We start from the raw sequence: 21893 nt of genomic DNA on the forward strand, positions 1-21893 counted from the left end.
CCGTTAACATGGAACAAAAAATCAGTTTATGCTGGTTTCGCCGTGATCTGCGGCTGGACGACCAGGCCGCTTTCTATTATGCATTACGTGCCGGAAACCCGGTAGTACCGGTATTTGTTTTTGATACCCACATTCTCAATGACCTGGAAGATAAACACGATCGCAGGCTCACCTTTATTCACGAAGTACTGGAGGATATGCAGGAGCAACTGCAACAGCTGGGTTCCTCAATGGACATTTTTTATGGTACTCCGCAGGCTGCTTTTGCGCACTGGACCGCCAAATACAACATTGCCAACGTATACACCAATCATGATTATGAACCCTATGCAAGAAACAGGGATGCTGCCATAGCAAAGCAGCTCAGCGAACAGGGTGTTTCTTTTCACAACTACAAAGATCAGGTGATTCTTGAAAAAGGAGAAGTACTGAAAGATAACGGTGACCCATATACGATATTTACGCCTTACAGCAGGAAATGGCATGATACCCTCACCTTTTTTCATCTGAAGCCTTATCCCTGTAAAAAATATTATCAGCATCTTTTTAAACAATCCCCTGTAAAAATTCCCTCCTTAAAAGAGATGGGATTTACAGCGGGTGAAAAACATTTTCCTGCAAAAGACCTGAAAGAAGCACTGATTAAACACTACGATGAAACCCGTGATTTCCCTTCTGTGAATGGTACCTCCAAATTAGGTGTCCATCTGCGTTTTGGTACGGTAAGCATTCGCGCATTAATGCGGCAGGCCATGCAGCTCAATGCTACTTTTGCAAAGGAATTGATCTGGCGGGAGTTTTACCAGATGATCCTCTGGCATTTTCCGCATGTAGTAGGAAATTCTTTTAAGAAAGAATATGATAAGATAGTATGGCGTAATAATGAAACAGAGTTTGAGAAATGGAGTAAAGGCCAAACCGGTTACCCGATAGTAGATGCCGGTATGCGGGAACTGAATACTACCGGGTTCATGCACAACCGTGTTCGCATGATCACCGCGAGTTTTTTAACCAAGCATTTACTGATCGACTGGCGTTGGGGGGAAGCTTATTTTGCAGCTAAACTGTTAGACTATGATCTCGCTGCAAATAACGGTGGCTGGCAATGGGCAGCTGGTTCGGGATGTGATGCTGCGCCTTATTTCAGGGTATTTAATCCCACGCTGCAAACACAGAAGTTTGATAAAGATTTAAAATATATCCGTAAGTGGGTGCCGGAATTTGAAGGATTTGAATATGCTAAACCGATCGTGTCGCATGAAGAAGCACGCCGGCGCGCATTGGAAGTATATGGAAAAGCGCTGAAGAAATAATAAAAAAAGCAGTGGAGATGATCATTCATCTCCACTGCTTTTTTATGGTGAATGTTAGTGGTTAAATACTTCTTTCAACTTAACGTCTAATGCCTCATGTTCTTCTCCGCCGCCGCCATAGCGGGCTATAATTATCCCTTTCGGATCAATTAATATCTGGGTAGGCAAAGAATGAATGCCGAAGTGTTCACTGATATCATCCGGGTTAGGTTCATTCTTCAGGCGTTTATTCATGTCCAGTCCGCGCAGTACGTGTTTCCATACACCAATACCATCTTTTTCTACCGCTTTTTTCCAGGCGTCATGATTGCGGTCGTCGTCGGACACACTGATCACTTCAAAACCTTTATCCTTGTATTGTTTGTATAGTTCCAGCAGATGAGGATTACCCGCGCGGCACGGTACGCACCAGCTGGCCCAGAAATCCACCAATACATATTTCCCTTTGAAATCGGATAAACTGAGTGGCTGGCCATTGATATCTGCTTTACTGAAATTAAACGCAACGCTGCCCGGCGAACCTTGTTCAATTTTTTTAATCTCCTGGGCTATCTCCACACCATTTTTACTTTGTTTTAAAGCGGCGCTTAAGCCGTTGTAATAATATTTGGCAGAATCCAATGTCATGCTGCCTACCTGGAAACGCATGAGATAAATACTCAGGAAAGAATTAGGATGTTCCCGGATAAATTTCCTGGACAACTGGTTGTTTGTTTCAAAGTAAGGCGCCAGTTGCTCGCGGATAGCCCCGGCTTTGTCGTGATCTTTTTCATTCCGTAATGCTTCCAGTAATGGCTGGTATTTTACAGTAGCGATTTCTCTTTCTTTCTCCAGTTGTACATTTTCGTCATTACTTACAGAGCCTTTCAGAACGGTGGTACTGAGGTCACCGTTTGTGATAGTGATCGTCATGGCGGCGGGTTCCAGGAACAGGTAGGCCTGCTCTTTTTTGTTGCCGGTCATGTTGTTGATCAGCGCTGCAGAAAACACGCCGGGCGTGGGCTGCGATAAGGTACCCGCAAAGCCGAACCTGCCATTTTTAACTTCAGCGCTATCGGTAATGTATTTCGTGCCATTGCTATACTGCAGGTAGTATTTCGCGGGCGCATTGCCGGTAACGGTACCGGTTATACTGAATTTCTGTTGTGCGGTTACCAGCTGACTGAATGCTAACGGTAACGATAGTACGCAAATTATTTTTTTCATAATGCTATTGTTCGTTTTGTGTAAGATTAGGATTGAGGATAATTTCTTCCTGCGGAATGCGCAGTAATATCTTCGGGCTCGTGGCGGCAATCGTCATGGCGCCGCTGCTGGCAGAAGCATAGTTGCGTACCATCGGTAATCCATTCCTGAAAAAATCAAAACCGATATGCCCTTCAAAGGCGAGTTCCAGGCGCCGTTGCAGGAGGATTTCATCCAACAGTGCCTGCCCGGAAAGATCTACGGAGGCGAGCCCTGCGCGGTTACGGATGATATTCAGATCGGCCAGTGCAAGATCTTTTTTGCCGAGCTTGGCGTTGGCTTCTGCGCGGTTCAGGTATACTTCCGCGAGGCGGATGTACCGGAACGGCGATTTACTATAGATGGCTGAGTACAGGTACATGTACTTGGCCGTGGCAATGCTGTCGTTTGGAAAGCCGGGAGTTACGTTTACTTTATAGTGCGATGTGCGCAGATCTGTTGTGCTGATCCTCGTCAGCAAATCGGGGGAAGGACGATAGTAACCGCCGGTATAATTGATCTGCGGAGGATAGGCGTACTGTTGACTGATAGAGGTGCTGCCATAATCCGTATTGCCCGCAAAAATATCTTCCTTATTGGCGGCATTGCTGCTGTTGTAGTAGGCCCGGTAGTCGTTGCCGGTGAGCAGGGTGTACTTGTTACTGTTAATCACCTGGTCAGCATAACTCACTGCCTGCTGGTTAAAAGTGGCGTCGGGTTGTTGGAACGTGCCGCCCATATAAAGGTACACGCGTGACAACAAAGCAGCGGCGCTCATTTTACCGGCGAAGCTGTTGGACTTTTCCTGGTTAAACAAGGGGATAGCTGTTTCCAGATCTGAAACTATCTGCTCGTACACGGCTTTAACACTGGCACGCGCGGGCTTATAGCCGGTGCCGTTGGCCGCCGTGGTAATAAGCATCACACCGGGCGATCCTGCTGCGTCCTGGTAATAAGGCTTTGCATAAAAACGCACCAGGTTAAAGTATACAAACGCCCTCACAAACAACGCTTCTGCTTTCGCCTGTAAAATGGCAGGACGTTGTTCCTCTTTGGTTACATTATCCAGCAACTTGTTGGCGTGCAGGATGGTAAAGTAACTCCCTCTCCATAAGTAGTAAGTCCAGCTGTGGTCTTTATCGGGCGAATTGGTATAATCGAACGCATCGGAGTAACGATTGGGCCCCAGATCGAGTGAACGGATATTGTTGCCGTGTGTTTCCGAAAGGAACATCGTAACATCACCATATCCAAAGCTGCTGTTTTCCATAGCAACACCCGAGGTGATCATCGGATACAAACCCAGTGCTGCCTGGGAAAATCCTTCGGGAGTACTGAACTGGGCATCTTCGTTGATGACGTTATGCGGACGTAATTCATCCAGTTGTTTATTGCAGGCGCTTAATGAAATAAGGCTGACGGCGGCTATTATTATTGTACGCTTCATTTTTCAGTAGTTTAGAATGTAACATTAAGACCAGCAGTAATGCGCCGTGGATTTGCGTTCCCGATACCTACTCCTCCATAGGAAGTGGACGTGCCGATGGAGGCACCTTCGGGATCTGCGCCTACATAGTCTTTACGTTTGATAACAAAAACATTGTCCATGCTAACGAATACGCCTGCACGCTGTGCGTGGATCTTTGCCAGTGTTTTCTGAGCAAGATCGTATCCGATCCTGATGTTGCGCATGCGGATATGGCTGGCGTTACCATACACCAGCGATGAGCGGCTGTCGAATGCCCGCCAGGTATTCATCTTGCTGCTGTACACGTCAGGGTAGTTAGCATTTTTATCACCGGGTTGTTGCCATACTTTCTGGCTGGATTGCCAGTTGACATTGTTCCTGCCGAGAAACGGCGCACCAGGATCCTGGAAGTTGTTGATAAGGCTCATCGCAGTATAGTTGCCTGCCTGGAACCACATTTCTGCACTCAGCGAAAATTGTTTGTAGGTAAAAGTGTTGGTAAAACCTCCAAAGAATTTGGGTGTAGCAGAACCCACTGTCTGGTAATTGCGGATATCTGACATGGCGCCAATGCCTTCCACCACCTGCTTCTTGCCGGATGCGTCATAATTTTCAAACAGTGGAGCGCCGTTGTCGGGATTTACCCCTGCATAGCGGATCGCTTTAATCACGTTCAGGTCTTCTCCTTCATAACGGTAATACGCTCGGTTGTAGTTATCAAGAAGAGAATCGCTGTATAATTTTTGTATCGTATTTTTATTAAAGCTCACATTGAGGTTGGTGGTCCAGCTGAAATTCCGGGCATCTATATTCCGGGTGTTCAGCATCAGTTCCAGCCCTTTGTTCAATACTTCTCCCACGTTCTGATACTGTTGGAAAGATCCTTGTGCAGAACCTACGAATACCTGTTGCAGCAGGTTTTTACTGAGCTTGGAGTAGAGGTCCGCCGTGAGTTCCACGCGTTTCCATAGACTGAGGTCTATCCCGGCGGTATTGTTAACAGTGGTTTCCCAGCTGATATCCGGGTTTTCCAGTTGTGTGATGGCGGAGCCAATGCTATTAACGTTGTCGTAGGTATAGTTGCTGGCAGCAGCATAAAGGGTTTGGTTCAGGTATCCATCGCCTACATCCCTTCCGGAAGTTCCGTGCACTACTCTCAGCTTCAGCAGGTCTATTGCTTTCACATCTGCCAGGAAAGCTTCTTTGTTGATCAGCCATCCGGCACTTACGGCATAAAAAGTACCGTATCTTTTATTACGGCCAAAGTTGGTAAAGGCATCAGTACGAAGGGAGGCTGCAGCATAATATTTAGCGAGGTAGTTATAATTTAATTCACTAAAAGCAGAGAAGCTCGCTCTTTCTGTATACCCGCCGGAGGGCCGGTAGGGGGAATTGTACGCCACATTGATAGCGCTACCGAAGTTTTTCGCTGCGCCCATGTTTCTTTCACCCGGCAGCAGGTTATACATATCTGTACTGCTGGTTTCACTATTACGTCTTGCCCATTCTGTTCCTGCCAGGAAATTCAGGCTGTGCTGTCCAAACTGTTTGGAGGCATTCAGTGTATTTGTGGAGGTAAAATTAAAGAACCTGGTATCTGCAATAGTAAGCGTTCCGTTAGGAGTAGCAGCGCCAGGAGCAAACAGGTAAGGATAACCACCATATTTCCCGGAGAAGCTACGGGGATCCAGGTATGAGTTCCGGTGGGTATTGATATAATCGATAGTATTGGTGGTTTTAAGACTTAACCAGGGCAATACGCGATAGCTAAGCCACGCGGTACCAGTGAAGTGCTGGTTGTTTATAACCGCGGTATTATCGAATTTCTTTTCGGCTAAAAAATTCTGTGACCAGGTGGTATAAGGAACACCAAAATTATTGGATTGCCTCACCGGGATACTGTCGGCCAGTGTACCATCCGCATTGTAAGGCGTTACAAAAGGCTGAGTCATATAAAGTGCCGGCACACCGTTGCGGGAAATGGTTTTATCGATGATGGCACTGGTGTTCAATCCGCCGGAAACTTTTTTGGAGAAGTTCTGGACAAGGTTCAGCCGGAGGTTACGGCGGTCGAAGGTATTACCAATGTTAATGCCTTTCTCCTTGTACCAGTTTACGCCTGCGTACACCATTGTTTTATCGTTGCCACTGTTAAGTCCCAGGCTGATATCAGAAAAATCACCATCATCAAACATGGCTTTTTCCCAGTCGAAGTTCTTGGATTTATCTTCATCTGTATAAATCCTTCTTTGCTGAATAAAATCTGCTGCAGTAGGAAATTGTTGCTGAAGAGAAGGTGTTTCCTCCCATCTGCGTTGCATTACTTTATCCATCAGCGCAGTACTTTCTGTGGTGTTCATCATGCGGATGGCGCGGTTCTGTTTAATAGCGCCGTAACGGGTATCGAGTGTAACATGCACCCCGCTGTTGGCGGCAGCTTTTTTGGTGGTTACCACAATGACTCCCTGTGCCGCGCGTGAACCATAGATGGCCGTAGACGCAGCATCTTTCAGGATAGTAACGCTTTCCACATCAGCAGGATTTACTACATCCTGCAGGTTCTGTGAGTTGGAAATCACACCGTCAATTACGATCAGCGGTCCGAAGTAAGCGCTGGTACCGGATGGGAGGGAAGATTCGCCGCGCAGCAATACCTGTCCCCTTGCGCCGGCATCGGCGCTGGGTTCCACGATGTACATGCCGGTGGTTTTGGCTTTCAGCATAGAGAGGATGTTGGAAGAAGAAACAGAGCTGCGCAACTGGTCGCCCGAAACTTTTTGCACAGCGCCGGTTAGTTCAGCCGCTTGTTTATTGGTATAGCCCATTACTACTACGCCGCCAAGACTGGTAGCATCTTCCTCCATCGAAATATGATTTTCTTTCCCGGATACTACCTGCGTTTTTTGGCGGTAGCCAATGCTGCTGATTAGCAGCGGGTGGCCTTCTTCAGCACTAACAGCGAACATGCCGTTAGCATCTGTTACGGTGCCTTTGCCGGTAATAATGTCCCGCACGGTAGTGCCGGGAAGCGGCTGTCCCTGACGGTCGGTTACCCTTCCTCTTATCATGGGTAGGGCCTTTGTAACGCCGGTTGGATTGTAAGGCTTTACTACGCCGATCATGTTACCGCTTACCCGGAATTGAAGGCCGGAAGCATTTTCCAGCTCTGCCAGCACTTCGCGGATGTTCCTGTTTTTTATGGCCAGGGTAACATGCCGGATGGGCAAGGTGGCGGCATCATAAAAGAACTTTACCTGGTAGGTGCTTTCAATTTTTTTGAAGGCGGTAGAAATTGTCACATCCCGGAGCGCTATTGATTTTCTTTGCTGGGCGTATGATAGCATACAGATCATCAGCATTAACAACACCAAAAGAGGGAACTGCCATTTTACTGCAGTGCTTAACGGCGCACGCAGGCGCGCATAATTAAAAGTCATGCATCAGATTTTTTAATGATGGTTGATATGGTCACTACAGGCGCCGGCAGCCTGCATGTGATCCCGGTTTTAGCGATTTTGGTGGAAACGCTTTGTTATTAAAATTGAATCAGCACTTTGTCCGGTTGTATTTGAAAACTACATCCGGCTGTAAAACAAAAGATGTTCAAAACTTTTTCTAATTTATCGTTGTCGAAGGCTCCGGAGAACCGTTTGGCATATAATGAATTTCCGGTTACCTCGAATGGTATTCCATACCAACTTTCCAGTTCACGTATAACTTCAAAAGCGCTGGCATTGTTAAACACTAATTTTCCTGATTTCCAGGTGCGTAATGCAATGGTATCAAATGTTGACCTGCTCATTTTTCGGGTAGATTCATTCCACCGCGCCTGCTCTCCCGGCGCCAGTGTGAGCGGATCTGCCTTACCTGATTTCTCACTTACCTTTACTTTTCCGCTGAGCAGGGAAACGGTCGACTGTGGCTCATACGGATAAGATTTTATTAAGAAGGAAGTCCCCAGTACCGTGGTTTGTATCTGTTTGCTGGTTACCATAAAGGGATCATCGGAATTTGTTTTTACATCAAACAGGGCGGCGCCCTTTACCAGTTCTACATGCCGGTGCCGGTTGCTGTAATCAGAAGGAATCCTAATGGTTGTATTAGCGTTGAGAATGATTGAAGAGCCATCCGGTAAGGTGAGCAATTTCCGTTGTCCCCATTCGCTGGAATACACCAGGAAGGTGTTGGGGGCCGTTGCGGGCTTCCGTGGCTTTAGCCGGGACCATAACAGGGTAGCGCCTCCCACGAGCAGGAGTACTGCTGCTGCGCGCCAGGCCACCTGCCGCCAGTTGATCCGCCGGATACGCGCTGGGTGAGTGGCTTTGATCGCCTGTTGCAGCCTGTTTAGCTGTACCGTCCTGTCTTTTTCCGCCTCAACCGTATTGATGTTATAATATAGCGCCACTGCCGCTGCCACCTTATCCTTTATTTCAGGATGCAACAGGATATAGCTTTCCCATTTAGCAATAGCCGTGTCGTTGTTTCGCCGGATATATTGCAGAAAGGTGTCGTCGAGCAGCAGGTCTAATTCAGTCAGGTCCTTTGGCAGCATTCCCCATCTATTTTTAAAGTAGAGCGACAATCATTGCTCTTTTACCGGGTATGGACCGGTAAATTTTCAGATTTTGATAAATTTTATTTTAAAGAGGCTTTATTGAAAATAATCTAACAGGGAAATTATAAGGGAAGTAACAGCAGTAAAGTTCTCAAATGCAGGTTGCCGGATTTAAGATCCTGTTCCAGTGATTGTTTGAGTGATTTCAGTGCTTCGTACAAGTGATTGTAAACAGTGCGGTGCGTAAGGCCCGTGATACCTGTTATTTCGTCGTAGCTCCGGTTTTCGTAAAAGCGGAGGTTAATTAGTTCTTTCTGTCTCGGACTCAGTAAAGATATGGCTTCCTGTATACGTCCGATGGCTTCTTTGTTTTGTTGTTGCTGCATCAGCAATTGTTCAGCAGAAGGAATGTCGCTGCCGGTTTCGGTCTCCATCCATAGCGACAACAGGCCATTGTCCTTTTTTTCCTGCTGAAGATGTAATAACAGTTTGCGTTTAAAGGAGGTGATAATGTAGCTGCGTACATTGGTGACGGTATCCAGTCCTTCTTTCTTCTCCCAAAAATAAAGAAACACCTGTTGGATACAATCCTTTACCGGTTCGCTTCTTGCGCATATTTTAAGGCCCAGGAAAAGGAGCAGGTGATAATACTTTTCATACAAGGTATATAGCGCCTGTTCCTCTCCTTGCCGGAACCTGTTCCACAGGTCTGTATCCTTATTCTCGATCATACCGCAACAAAAGAACGAAAAAATCGGCTGCTTTACGGGCGGATTTTTTCCGCTGCTTCCATCAGCGCTACTACGGCGGCTTTGCCTTCTTCGCCCAGGTCTAAGCTGAAATCATTCACATACAGATCAATATGCTGGCGCATCACGGATTCATCCATTTCCTGCGCGTGTGATTTCACATATTCAGACAGCTGCGGGTAAGTAGTATAGCTGTTTTGCAGGCTTTTATGGATTAGCGCATCCAGTTGTGCACGGGTCGCTTCAGGTACATCTTTACGGATAAAGATGCCTCCCAGCGGGATAGGATTACCGGTGGTTTGTTCCCAGTACTCGCCCATGTCCATCAGCTTTACGAGGCCTTTGAGCTGGTAAGTGAAGCGGTTTTCGTGGATGATCACGCCAGCATCCACATCACCGTTCAGCACAGCGTTTTCAATTTCTGAAAACAGCATTACCTTTTTATTCGTGGCTTCGGGGAAAGCGATGGAGAACAACAGGTTGGCAGTCGTGTTTTCTCCGGGAATGGCGATGGTCAGATTTTTTATCTCTTCGCGGGGAATATCCTTCTTTGCAATGAGCAAGGGGCCGCAACCACGTCCCAGTGCACTGCCGCTGTTGAGCAGTTCGTATTGATCTTTTACCTTGAGGTATACGGCAAAACTCAGCTTTGTAATGGCCAGTTTGCCTTGTAGTGCCCAGTTGTTCAGTGTTTCCACATCTTCCAGGTGGGTATCGAAGGTAAATTCCCTGGTGTCTATTTTATTGTTTACCAGTGCGTCAAAAATGAAAGTATCATTCGGGCAAGGTGAAAAACCTAAAGATAAATGCATAGCTATCAAAATTTTATAGTCTGTCGTTAAATGCCGGCCAGTGTTTCCACGGTTTTTATCAGTTCGTCGTTGAGTGTTTTTATTGCCAGGGGAATCTTCCATTTGCTTTTATCCCTGATTTCCACATAGTTAGAGATGCTGCGCAGTTGAAAAAACGGTATTTCTTCCAACAGGCAGGCATAGTGAAAGGCGGCGCCCTCCATGCTTTCTATATCTGGGTCGTATTTGGCCACCAGCTTTGTTATGGTAGGTTCGCTGCCGCTTACCAGGTTTACGCTCACCCCGGTAGCCGTGGGCAGGGGAGGTACTTCGGGCAATCCAGCAAAGGTATTCACCAGGCTGGTACCGGTAAAGGGCGGCTGTGATGGCTGCCAGAGCTGTATATCAAATAAATCTTTAAACTGATCGTTGTCTTCCGCGCCCAGGTCGGCCAGGTATTCGCGTTTAATGAGTACCACCTGTCCCAGCTCCCAGCTGTGGCGGAAACTACCGCCAATACCCGCCTGTATGGCTATATCGGGCCGGTTTACCACCAGGTGCCTCCCGAGGCTGAAAGCGGTGTGCATCATGCCAATACCCGCAATCAGTATGTCTATATTGCAGTTCGCGGCTTTAAGGGCCGGAATGTGCTGGTCGATGTACTGTAAAAAAGGCTGTATTTCCAGCGTGGTAGCCGCGGTCACCAATATTTTCATCCTGTAAAAATACAGCAAAAATGATTGCTCCCCGTGTAAAACAATTGACAGGAATTAGGATAAATTGGCTCTACTCACTTAATAGTGGTATTTTTGCAAAAATTTTTTGCAATAATGATTTATTTAACGCGAGTAGAGAACTTCAATGCTGCGCATAAGTTATCTAACCCGGGCTGGAGCAAAGAAAAGAACGAAGAAGTTTTTGGTAAATGCGCCAACGAGAACTGGCATGGTCATAATTACGAACTGCACGTCACTATAAAAGGTAATCCTGATCCGGAAACGGGTTTTGTATTTAATGCCAAGACTTTAGGGGTAATTATCAGGGATGCGGTGATAGAAAAGATCGATCACCGGAACCTGAATATGGATGTTGATTTTATGAAAGATAAATTCACTTCCGCTGAAAATTTATCTATCGCTATCTGGGATCAGCTGGCCAAACACCTGCCTGCAGAAGTGCAGCTGCATTGTATCAAACTGTATGAAACCCCGCGCATCTACGTGGAGTACTATGGTGGCAAGTAATGCCTGTATATTACCGGCCTTTGAAATTTGTTAAATCATATAAGAATGGCGTATAATAAGAACGAGAGTTACGATGAAAAGATCACGTCCGGTCTTGTAGAAAACTATAAAGAATGCCTGCACCTGCTGGGGGAAGACCCTGAAAGGGAAGGACTGCAGAAAACACCTGAACGGATGGCTAAAGCCATGCAGTTCATCACACAGGGATATCAGCAGGACGCGCGCGAAATACTGGAAGGAGCGAAGTTTACCGAAGCATATAGTGAAATGGTGATTGTAAAAGACATCGAGTTATACTCTATGTGTGAACATCACATGCTGCCCTTCTTCGGAAAGGCCCATGTAGCCTATATTCCAAACGGGTATATCACTGGCCTGAGCAAAATAGCCAGGGTGGTGGATGTATATGCCCGCCGCTTACAGGTACAGGAACGTTTAACACACCAGATCCTGGATGCTATCCAGGAAACCCTGCAGCCGCAGGGCGTTGCAGTGGTGATTGAAGCGCAGCACCTGTGTATGATGATGCGCGGTGTACAAAAACAAAACTCCCTTACCACCACGTCTGCTTTCAGTGGCCAGTTCGAACATGGTACCACCAGGGCCGAATTCATGAAACTGATCAGCAAATAAAATAATTTATATTACGGATTACGGATTTATGGGTAGATGATAATAGTAATTTATATTTATCAGCTACCTGTAAATCCGTAATTCTTATTTATATTTGAAAAAATATTAATTTATATTCACATGAAGCATGCTTACGTATTTCCCGGACAAGGTTCCCAGTTTCCGGGTATGGGCAAAAATCTGTACGACACCAACGCAAAAGCAAAAGAACTTTTTGAACAGGCAAACGACATTTTAGGCTTCCGTATTTCTGATATCATGTTCAATGGTACAGAGGAAGACCTGAAACAAACCAACGTTACACAGCCAGCCGTATTCCTGCATGCAGTGATCGCCTTCCTCTGCACGGAACATTCTCAGCCCGAAATGGTGGCAGGTCACTCCCTCGGGGAATTTTCCGCCCTCGTAGCCAATGGCGTGCTGTCATTTGAAGCTGCCCTGAAACTGGTGGCTATCCGCGCCAATGCCATGCAGAAAGCCTGTGAGCTGCAACCCTCCACCATGGCCGCAGTACTGGCCCTGGATGATGCTAAAGTAGAAGAAATATGTGCTGCTGTTACCGCTGAAACGGGCGAAATAGTAGTACCTGCCAATTATAATTGTCCCGGCCAGCTGGTAATTTCCGGTACCCTCAAAGGCGTGGAAATTGCCTGCGAAAGAATGAAGGCCGCCGGCGCCAAAAGAGCGCTGATCCTGCCGGTAGGTGGCGCGTTCCACTCTCCTTTAATGGCTTCTGCCAAAGAAGAGTTACAGGCAGCCATCAACACCACCACCTTCAATAATCCTTCCTGCCCCGTATACCAAAATGTGGTAGCCGTAGCCGTAACAGCACCTGCACAGATCAAACAAAACCTGATCGATCAGTTAACCGGTGCTGTGAGATGGACACAATCCGTTCAGGCTATGGTGGCCGATGGCGGCAAGGAATTCACCGAAGTAGGCCCCGGTAAAGTATTACAGGGACTGATCCAGAAAATCAACAAGGAAACGGTGGTAAACGGAATTAATTAATGCCGCGGATTTTGTCTTCCTCAGGATTAAACTTATTACACTGATTACGCTGATTTGATCACTTTTTGATTTTAAAAGATTATGGGAGATATAAGCGGATATTTTCGCTTATATCTCCCATAGTCTTTTAAAATCCTTTAAAAAATCCAAAAAGTAAAATCAAAGTAATCAATAAAATCAGCGTAATCAGCGGGAAAGACAAAATCCGCTATAATACAATCTCCATCTCGTACTGCGACAGGTAATGCATCAACCCCGCCTGTTGCAGGAATTTGTCGATCTCCGGAAAATGTTCATCGATATTAATAATGCTCACCGCCGCACCCATAAACTGATCGGCTGCGTATTGCAATAAGGCGCTGCCAACACCTTTTCTGCGGAACCCGGGGTGAACCGCTATATTCCTGATTCTGCGGGTATCTTTGTGAACACTGATAAAGCCCGCCGTTTGTCCGTCCACAGTAGCTTCCCAGGTCACTGTAAAAGGCGCTTCCCGCTGTATGCTGTTCACGCTGTTGGACCAGGTGGGCATCATATCCATAAACGTAGCCAGCAGGGGCCAGTCGGGTGTTGTATTTTCTTTTATGGAGATGCCCGCCGGGTTTTTATGCGTTTTTATATTGCCTTTGAAAGAATGAATAGTGCGGGTTTTATGAAACCCTGTATTCGTATATGCTTTGATGGCAGGAAGGTTGGTGCTGATTACTTCCAGTATTATTTTACGGATACCCTGCAGCTGGTATGCAGGAATAAACTGATCATACATTTTCTGCACGAGGTGCTGGCCGCGGTATTGGGGAATAATGCCGGTGCCGCCGTTGTATAACACCGTTGGATGCACTTTGTCGTCCACAGCATGTAAAATGAATCCGCCAAGCGAATTCCCGGCAAAGGCGCCGATAGAATAATCCCGTAGCAGGTTTTCGCCCTGCATCTTTTGTTCCAGTATAGACGGAGTGAGGTGCAACGGTACTATATAATCGCTGAAAGCCGCGTTGAAAGTGTCGCAGAGGTCGGGTGTGGATACGTTGTGAAGTGTCCGGAAGTCCTGGATAAAAATCATAGTGGAATGGTATGTCATCAATATTAACGAGGATTAACGACATACCGTTCCGGAATTGTATGAGCGGAAAATTATTGCAGTTCTATGCTGACATTAATCCACTCAGGATCAAATTTATCCGTATATTTTTGGTAGAAATTAATGGCAGGTGTATTCCATTCCAACACCTGGAATACGATGCCGCTGAACTGCTTTTCCTTTGCTTCAATGATCAGCTGATCAAACAGCAGCTTGCCGATGCCCCGGCCCCGCCAGTTCTCTGTAACAATAATATCTTCCAGGTACATCCGGCAACCTTTCCAGGTGGAGTAACGGGTATAATACAGCGCAAACCCGTGAATCACTTCCTGCCCGTTAACTGCAGTGGAGGCTACAAATGCCTTCCACACCGGGTTGGGACCAAATCCGGCTTCCTCAAAATGTTCCTGGCTCACCGTTACTTCTTCCGATGCTTTTTCATACGCCGCCAGTTCCCGGATCAGTTCCATCAACCTGGCACTGTCTTCTCTTCGTGCAACCCTTAACGTTATATCTTCCATATCTGTATATATTAATCAGGTACCCTGGCCGTTTGTTTATACACACCCGTTTGCAGGAACGGCCTCCGGCCGCAGGCTGCAAATTAATCAAAATTGCGAAGTCCGTCGCCGTCATGCATTCCGGTACACGGATGCCCATGTACCGGCAACTAAATATCGGTGGGTTAAAATGACAAACAATATTGTAATTTGTAGGTTGTTTGGGATGGAAACGGCATTAATCTCTTCTTACATGAAAAATATGCTTGCGCATTATGCTGCTTACAATTGCTGGGCAAACCAGCAGCTGGCAAAGGGGTTACTTAAACTAACGGATGAACAGCTGGACCGGGACCTGGGAGGAGGGATTTCTACATTGCGCGCTGCCGTTTATCACCTGTGGCATACGGAAAGCCTCTGGTATCAGCGTTTACAGCTCACGGAGAAAACAACCGATCCTACGGCGGGCTTCAGCGGGAGCTTTGCGTCAGCCTGCGCTGCCTGGCTTACACAGTCGGCACAACTGGAAGAATGGGTACAAAAGGCCAGCGAGGTAAAGCTGAACCACACCGTTGCCTACACCCTCAAAAAGAGTGAGCACTATAAAATAGCGGTGCAGGATGTGATCATGCAGGCGTGCAACAGTAGTACCTTTTACCGTGGTCAACTCGTATATATGTTAGAGTTGTTAGGCATAAGTAAGATACCGGCTACGGAATACAGTCGTTTTAAGCCGAAAAAATAGGTTGGTTTTGTTATTTTTGATAGATTTTCCGCCTTTTAAAATTCCTATATGAATGCTGCTTCTTTTTATGCTAAAGCCCCGAAACACCTGGTGGCAGTAGATTGTATCATCTTCGGTTTTGATGAGGGCCGCCTGAAATTATTGATCATGCAACGTAAAGTTGCTCCTATGGCCGGTGAATGGTCGCTGGTAGGCGGCTTTGTGCAGGAAGATGAAAGTACCGATGAAGCGGCCGCCCGCGTGCTGGAACATACCACCGGGCTGAATGATATTTACATGAACCAATTGCATTGCTACGGTAATGTAGGCCGTGATACCGGCGCCAGGGTTATATCTGTTGCCTATTATGCGCTGATACGTATTAAAAACCACGATAAGCCACTGGCCCGTGAACATGGTGCGCACTGGCTGGAACTCCACGAAATACCGGAACTGATCTTCGATCATACAAAAATGATTGAAGACGCACTGGCCGCACTCCGCAACAATGCACAGTTCCATCCCATTGGCTTTGAACTGCTGCCGGAGAAATTTACCCTCTCGCAACTGAGAAGTCTCTACGAAGAGATCTACCAGAAAACCCTCGATAAACGTAACTTCCGGAAGAAGATCCTGTCGCTGGATGTGATGGAAAAACTGGAGGAAAAAGACAAAACCTCCTCCAAAAAAGGGGCTCACCTGTACCGTTTCGATCCCGAAAAATATGAAGCCCTGAAACGTAAGGGATTGGTATTTGAAATCTAGGTGGTAAAATGAACAAAATGGATGGAAGCAGGGACTGTAAATAAAATTATTTTACAGGCCGCTGATTCCCTTTTATGTCATGTTTACGCCGTATGGGCCTGTGTGCCCTGCTTTTTATTTCGCGGACATTGTGCGCCCAGCATAATGATATTGTAGCAATTAAGCATGCGTTACCACGGTTAACGGACAGTGCTGACTATGCAGATGCGTTAAACAGGATATCATCGTTGTATCTGCCGCAACAGCTGGACAGCAGCGGGGCATATGCCAGGCGCGCCAACGAACTGTCGGAGCGTATTCATTACAGCAAAGGGCAACGCGACGCATTACGGGGCATGGGCCGGTATTATGCGCTGAGACCCCACCGGTATCTTTCCTTTCTCTTCTATGACAATGCACTGGCTGCCTGCCGCGCTGCCGGCGACTCCGCAGGGGTTACCGTATCGCTGATGAATATTGGCACCTTTTATCAATACCAGCAAAAACATGCGGAAGCCCAGCACTATATTAACAAGGCACTGAAAGTAGCCTGGGATGCAGGATTAGACTCCCTGCGGGCATGGGTACTGGTTAGTTACTACCTTATTAATGAATCGGATTCCACCGCTTTGCCCGTTGCACAGAAAGCGCTGAAACAGGCCATCAACCTCACACACAGGTATAACGACGTCCCGGGTATTTTATACACCCACTTATTTGCAGCGCACGAACAACTGCGCGCAGGCGAAACCCGGAAAGCAGAAGAAACCCTGAAAGAAGTAATGGCCGCGGCCGGCAGTGCAGGGTTTAACTACATCGCCATGTACGCCTGCATGCAACTAACAGGCTATTGTATCTGGCAAAGAAAGGCAGATTCGTTGCTATATCAGCGTAAATCGGTGGACTATGCAGTAGCAGGCGGATACACCGGGTTAATGCTTCCCGTGATCACCGGGCTGTATAACACCTGCCTGCAATTGCGAGACACTCCCAACGCCAACGGTTACAGCCGCCTCGCCCTCGGCGTAATGCAGCAGCAACAGGAAGATATGCTGGCCGGCGAAGCAGATTATCTTTCCTATGCCTTTGGCGATGAATGGCTGGACTCTCTCCGGCTGCAACACCACTCACAACGGGAGCAACTGGCCTCTAATAAAGCCGCAAATCACTTCTGGTATTACCAGCTGCTGATCATTGCCGGCATTGCCATCCTGCTCATCATCCTCCTCACTTACTATGTGCGCGCCCACCGCCTTTCCCGGAAAAATGCCGCCAGTATGGCCACGCTGCAGGAGGAGATCCGCCTGGGTAATAAAGCGCTCCAGGATAGCGACGACTTTAAGAATAAACTGATTTCCATGATCGCGCATGATTTCAGAACGCCCCTGTATAACATCGTCAATATCACCGGGTTTATAGATGAAAAAGCGCTCACCGTAACAGATGCCGCCAGCATGATTGTACAGGTGGAACATACGGCCTCAGACACCCTGGTTATTTTTGAAGAAATATTACGATGGATCCGTACCCAATTGTCCGGCTTTGTGTATCATTCGAAGATATTCCTGCTGGAAGAAATGATCAACGCCACGGCAAACGCCCTGCAGCATTTACTTGCCGCGAAAGACATCCGGTTATCGATCGACATTCCTGCAGGTACCACCGTTCAGGCAGATTATGAAATGTTGCAGTTCATCCACCGGAATTTTTTGCATAACGCAGTTAAATTTTCGCCCGACTATGGCGTAATAACAATTAAGGCTATACGTAAAAATAACTGGCTTACGGTTTCTTTTATTGATGAAGGTTCCGGCATCGATGCCGCTGTACTGCCGCATCTCTTTAACTGGGGCAGCCACACCAGCGAGCCCGAACGTGCAGGGAAAGGCGCCGGGCTGGCGCTCATCATCTGCAAGGATTTTATAGATAAAATGAACGGAAAAATAAAGGCAGAAAACAATTACGAGGAAGGCAGCACCTTTTACTATCAGCTGCCGGAATCACCGGAAACAGCATGACGCGCAGCATAAACAACTCATATTACCAACGCTGGGTATCCGCCACGTTGCTGGCGCTCGCATTGTTGTGCGCTGCACAGCGCGCTGTACCCCAAAGTCCGCAGCTGCCGGAATTGCTGCATGAGTTGTCTGTTCAGCAGGATAGCATCGCTTATATCAACACCCTGGGGAAACTCGGGGCGCTGTACATGATGATTAACCTCGACAGCAGCTTTATCTATGCGGTCAGGGAACATGAAATGGCCGGACGATGGCAGTATAAACAAGGCCTGGCAGACGCCTGCGATGTGATGAGTTTCTGTTACGCCCTGAGAACAGATTTTAATGTTGCCGGCATTTACGGCTACGAAGCACTGCGGCTGCATAAAGCGTCATCAGACAGCGCACGCATCGCTAAAACGCTGAGCAACCTGTATCTCTATTACCGGAATATGGGCCGGCCGGCAGATGCCAATAACTATTTCTATGAAGCCTTTCATATGGCTGCCAGGCTTCCGGCATCGCAGGATTCTGTCTACAGTATACTACTGGTAAATTACGCGATGCGTTTTTACAGGGATAGTACCCGTAAGGACTCCGTACAATGGGCATTACAAACAGCTGCGCGTATCAGTAAGAAGTATCCGCAAAGCCGGTTGCCGTTGTACATCGACGCTTATGCAGCAGATACGCTGGTAATACAGGGAGGTGGAAAAGAGGCAGAGGCCAGGATCAACAGCCTGGCTGCGGCGGCGCTGAACAGGGGACTACCTTATGTGGCCATGGATATTTATAACCGGTTGGAAGACTATCACCGGCTCGGCTATCATACAGATTCTACCCGTTACAGGGAGCTGTCTTATGAGCTGGCGAAGAAGGCCGGGTGCATTGAGCTGAACCTGCCGGTGCTGGCGGGGTTATACGACTATTACCAACGGCATAACAACGTTGTGAAAACCGGTTATTACAGCCGGGAAATCATGCGGTTGGCCGCGCAACACCGCTACCAGCAGGGAAAGGACCCAATTAATTACATGGCCTTTTTCTTAAAAGAACAATCCCTGCAACAGCTGTCGCGCAGCAACAGGCAGCAACAGCTGGAGCTGGAACAGGTGCAGTTGCGGAAAAAGCATAGCCAGTTTGTAATAGCCGGCCTGTTTATTATTGTGATCCTGCTGTTTATCCTGCTTTACAGCAGGTACCGGCAATACATCACCTGGCAGGAACAGGAAGCTGCCATTTCAGACAGTTATACACAGGTATCGCTAAAAAATGTGGCCCTGCGGGCAAATGATGAGTTTAAGAACAAGCTGATTACCATCATCGCCAACGACTTCCGCGCACCGCTGTATTATATTTCGGAGGTGGCCATGAAGCTGCGGAATCAGGAGGCCGGCCAGCCCGCCATGGCTGCTTTGATCAGGGAAATTGCGTCGGTATCCGGTAGCACGCTCTGTGTATTTGACAACATCTTAATGTGGATCCGCATGCAGTTGTCGGGGTTTGCTTATCAGGGAACACATTGCCAGCTGAGTGATATCTTCCGGCAGGTATTAAAACAAACAGCGGCTGCTGTAAAGGAAAAAATACTGGTGGTAGTTAACCTGCTGCCGGAAGGGGCGGTGGTAATGGCGGATCCGGAAATGCTCCGTATTGCACAGTTGCACCTGCTGCGGCTCTCCATACAGTATGCACAGCCGGGCAGCCTGCTGATCCTGTCGGCCTGGAACAACGAAGGGGTAGCATATATCCGCATCATTGCCGATACCGGCCCTGCTACAGAAGAGATCTTACAGCAACTGGCCTGCTGGCAGTATGATATGTATGCCCTCAGTTATGCTATTACCCGGGATTTTATGGAAAAGATGAAAGGGGCTGTATTGGCTACCACCAGCGAAGGACGGTACCTGGTGTTTACGGCCGTGCTGGAAGGCGTAAAAACACAAACGGATAACAGCTGCGGGTGATCCGCCACTGTTATCCGTTGTAATATCGGGAGTAAGGTTATTTACCATATTTATCGCCATCGTACGCCCACTTGATGTAGTTGGCGCCCCAGGTGAATCCGCCGCCAAAGGCAGCCATCATTACGTTGTCGCCTTTTTTAAGCTGCTTTTCGTAATCCCACAGGCATAAAGGAATAGTGCCCGCGGTGGTGTTGCCATAGCGGTGAATATTCATCATTACTTTCTCATCCGGTACATTGATGTATTGGGAAGTAGCCGCAATGATACGTTTGTTCGCCTGGTGGGGTACCAGCCATGAAATATCGTTTGAGGTAAGGTTATTGCGTTCCATTACATCCTTCGCGGCTTCAGCCATGTTGGAAACGGCGTATTTAAATACCATTTTACCTTCCTGGTATACGTAGTGTTCGCGGTTGTTTACGGTTTCAATGGTGGCAGGTTTTACAGAGCCGCCGGCCTTCATGTGGAGGTATTCACGGCCGTGACCATCACTCTTCAGGATGCTGTCAATTAACCCGAAACCTTCTGTATTAGCTTCCAGTAATACACCACCGGCGCCATCGCCAAAGATGATACAGGTGGTTCTGTCGGTATAATCAATGATAGAACTCATTTTGTCGGCCCCGATGATCATTACTTTGGCGTAACGGCCACTTTCAATGAACCGGGCACCGGTTTCGAGGGCGTATAAAAAGCCGGAACAGGCAGCGCTGATATCAAAGCCAAAAGCGTTTTTAGCGCCGATTTTGTCGGTTACCACGTTGGCAGTAGCTGGAAAAGTCATATCCGGGGTTACGGTGGCCACAATCAACAGATCGATTTCTTCGGGGGAAATTCCTCTCTTTTTGCAGATTTCCAATGCTACCGGAACACACAAATCAGAAGTACCTTTCCCTTCTCCCTTCAATATCCTTCTCTCCGAAATGCCCGTCCGGGTTAATATCCAGTCGTTCGTTGTATCTACTAATTTTTCTAATTCCTGGTTGGTTAGCACGTAATCGGGAACATACCCACCCACCGCTGTAATAGCGGCCGTTATTTTATTCATATAAACTAAATATGTGTTTAAAACGAGGCGTAAAAATACGATATAAACGTATATTTCCTAAAAAAGTCGCATATGACAAATATTAGGGATTGTCAATCCGTTAAAAGTTAGCATCTTTGCCCCGGTTTTCCCGGATACATTATTAACCATTTTCCAAAAGTTTAATTAATTTACTGAACCTTTACCTCGTATGATTGCTTATCTGAATGGTAAATTAGCATATAAATCACCTGCTCTTGTTCATATGGATGTGAATGGAATCGGTTATGAAGTACAGATTAGCCTGAATACATATTCCCGGATACAGAATATGGAAAGTTGCAAACTGTTGACCTTCCTCCAGATTAAAGAAGATGCACACACATTATATGGTTTTTTTGAAGAAGCAGAAAGAAGCCTTTTTCTCCTGCTGATCAGTGTTTCAGGGGTAGGCGCGAGTACCGCGCGCATGATGTTGTCGTCCTTACAACCGGAAGATGTACAACGCGCTATCATGATGGAAAATGAAAAAATGCTCGAAAGCGTGAAAGGGATCGGTGCGAAAACAGCCAAAAGAATAATCCTGGAACTCAAAGACAAATTGACGAAGCATAAGGATACCGGTATACATTTATCTGCAAACGTGAACAATACAATCCACGAAGATGCGTTAAATGCTCTGATAACTCTGGGGATAGCCCGGGGTATGGCAGAATCATCTATCCAGAAGGTCATGAAAACCGAGCCGCTATTGCAAAATTTGGAAGAACTGATAAAGAAGGCTCTGAAAACGTTATAAGAAGTAAATAAAATCCTCTATAAAACCTATTTTTCTTGGCAAGAAAGACATACTATGGTGCATTTG

The 21893-nt window shown here is 47.1% G+C and carries 19 protein-coding genes; 9 read left to right on the forward strand and 10 right to left on the reverse strand.

The genetic code is table 11. The features are described from left to right. The first annotated feature begins 8 nt into the window (after positions 1-8). The gene (locus QFZ51_RS07605; RefSeq protein ID WP_429044791.1) at positions 9-1313 is read left to right on the forward strand and encodes a cryptochrome/photolyase family protein; all 1305 of its coding nucleotides are present in this window, start codon (positions 9-11) and stop codon (positions 1311-1313) included. 54 nt (positions 1314-1367) lie between these two features. On the opposite strand, the gene QFZ51_RS07610 is transcribed toward QFZ51_RS07605, so the two are convergent. From QFZ51_RS07610 to mqnB, 7 genes are all read right to left on the reverse strand, one after another. Continuing rightward, a complete protein-coding gene (locus tag QFZ51_RS07610) occupies positions 1368-2519 on the reverse strand; it encodes a TlpA disulfide reductase family protein (protein ID WP_429044793.1) in 1152 nt (383 codons plus the stop codon). A gap of 4 nt (positions 2520-2523) precedes the next feature. Next, a complete protein-coding gene (locus tag QFZ51_RS07615; protein ID WP_429044795.1) occupies positions 2524-3984 on the reverse strand; it encodes a RagB/SusD family nutrient uptake outer membrane protein in 1461 nt (486 codons plus the stop codon). Between the two features lie 11 nt (positions 3985-3995). Next, a complete protein-coding gene (locus tag QFZ51_RS07620; RefSeq protein WP_429044797.1) occupies positions 3996-7442 on the reverse strand; it encodes a SusC/RagA family TonB-linked outer membrane protein in 3447 nt (1148 codons plus the stop codon). Between the two features lie 98 nt (positions 7443-7540). After that, on the reverse strand, positions 7541-8557 hold the full coding sequence (locus QFZ51_RS07625; RefSeq protein ID WP_429044799.1) for a FecR family protein: 1017 nt from the start codon (positions 8555-8557) through the stop codon (positions 7541-7543). Between the two features lie 125 nt (positions 8558-8682). Continuing rightward, a complete protein-coding gene (locus QFZ51_RS07630; protein ID WP_429044801.1) occupies positions 8683-9291 on the reverse strand; it encodes an RNA polymerase sigma factor in 609 nt (202 codons plus the stop codon). A 32-nt stretch (positions 9292-9323) separates the two neighbouring features. After that, positions 9324-10121, reverse strand: a complete 798-nt coding sequence (locus tag QFZ51_RS07635) for a 1,4-dihydroxy-6-naphthoate synthase (RefSeq protein WP_429044802.1) — start codon at positions 10119-10121, stop codon at positions 9324-9326. A gap of 26 nt (positions 10122-10147) precedes the next feature. Then, entirely contained in the window at positions 10148-10816 is a 669-nt protein-coding gene (gene mqnB, locus QFZ51_RS07640) for a futalosine hydrolase (RefSeq protein ID WP_429044804.1), read from the reverse strand. Between the two features lie 114 nt (positions 10817-10930). Between mqnB and QFZ51_RS07645 the strand changes: the two genes are divergently transcribed. The 3 genes from QFZ51_RS07645 to fabD all read left to right on the forward strand — a co-directional run bounded on the left by QFZ51_RS07645 (position 10931) and on the right by fabD (position 12988). Continuing rightward, complete coding sequence (locus QFZ51_RS07645) at positions 10931-11344, forward strand: 6-pyruvoyl trahydropterin synthase family protein (protein ID WP_079469374.1); 414 nt, start codon at positions 10931-10933, stop codon at positions 11342-11344. A gap of 45 nt (positions 11345-11389) precedes the next feature. Further along, entirely contained in the window at positions 11390-11977 is a 588-nt protein-coding gene (folE, locus tag QFZ51_RS07650) for a GTP cyclohydrolase I FolE (RefSeq protein ID WP_429044805.1), read from the forward strand. A 120-nt stretch (positions 11978-12097) separates the two neighbouring features. Next, the gene (fabD, locus tag QFZ51_RS07655) at positions 12098-12988 is read left to right on the forward strand and encodes an ACP S-malonyltransferase (RefSeq protein ID WP_429044807.1); all 891 of its coding nucleotides are present in this window, start codon (positions 12098-12100) and stop codon (positions 12986-12988) included. Positions 12989-13196: 208 nt separating this feature from the next. Here fabD and QFZ51_RS07660 read toward each other — a convergent pair whose 3' ends face one another. Beyond that, positions 13197-14051: a GNAT family N-acetyltransferase gene (locus tag QFZ51_RS07660; protein ID WP_429044809.1), complete on the reverse strand. Its 855-nt coding sequence runs from the start codon at positions 14049-14051 to the stop codon at positions 13197-13199. A gap of 71 nt (positions 14052-14122) precedes the next feature. Next, complete coding sequence (locus tag QFZ51_RS07665; protein ID WP_370909328.1) at positions 14123-14590, reverse strand: GNAT family N-acetyltransferase; 468 nt, start codon at positions 14588-14590, stop codon at positions 14123-14125. Positions 14591-14822: 232 nt separating this feature from the next. On the opposite strand from QFZ51_RS07665, the gene QFZ51_RS07670 reads away from it, so the two are divergent. From QFZ51_RS07670 to QFZ51_RS07685, 4 genes are all read left to right on the forward strand, one after another. After that, on the forward strand, positions 14823-15314 hold the full coding sequence (locus tag QFZ51_RS07670) for a DinB family protein (protein WP_429044812.1): 492 nt from the start codon (positions 14823-14825) through the stop codon (positions 15312-15314). Between the two features lie 48 nt (positions 15315-15362). Beyond that, a complete protein-coding gene (locus tag QFZ51_RS07675) occupies positions 15363-16058 on the forward strand; it encodes an NUDIX hydrolase (RefSeq protein WP_370909330.1) in 696 nt (231 codons plus the stop codon). A 74-nt stretch (positions 16059-16132) separates the two neighbouring features. Further along, entirely contained in the window at positions 16133-18055 is a 1923-nt protein-coding gene (locus QFZ51_RS07680) for a sensor histidine kinase (protein ID WP_429044814.1), read from the forward strand. Then, a complete protein-coding gene (locus QFZ51_RS07685; RefSeq protein ID WP_429044816.1) occupies positions 18052-20001 on the forward strand; it encodes a sensor histidine kinase in 1950 nt (649 codons plus the stop codon). The genes QFZ51_RS07680 and QFZ51_RS07685 overlap by 4 nt, the downstream gene beginning before the upstream one ends. Positions 20002-20038: 37 nt before the next feature. Here the strand turns inward: QFZ51_RS07685 and QFZ51_RS07690 are convergent, their stop codons facing one another. After that, the gene (locus QFZ51_RS07690) at positions 20039-21049 is read right to left on the reverse strand and encodes a beta-ketoacyl-ACP synthase III (protein WP_429044817.1); all 1011 of its coding nucleotides are present in this window, start codon (positions 21047-21049) and stop codon (positions 20039-20041) included. A 190-nt stretch (positions 21050-21239) separates the two neighbouring features. On the opposite strand from QFZ51_RS07690, the gene ruvA reads away from it, so the two are divergent. Next, positions 21240-21827, forward strand: a complete 588-nt coding sequence (gene ruvA, locus QFZ51_RS07695) for a Holliday junction branch migration protein RuvA (protein WP_370909334.1) — start codon at positions 21240-21242, stop codon at positions 21825-21827. The last annotated feature ends 66 nt before the right edge of the window (positions 21828-21893 follow it).

Source organism: Chitinophaga sp. W3I9 (assembly GCF_050434025.1).
Lineage (GTDB): Bacteria > Bacteroidota > Bacteroidia > Chitinophagales > Chitinophagaceae > Chitinophaga.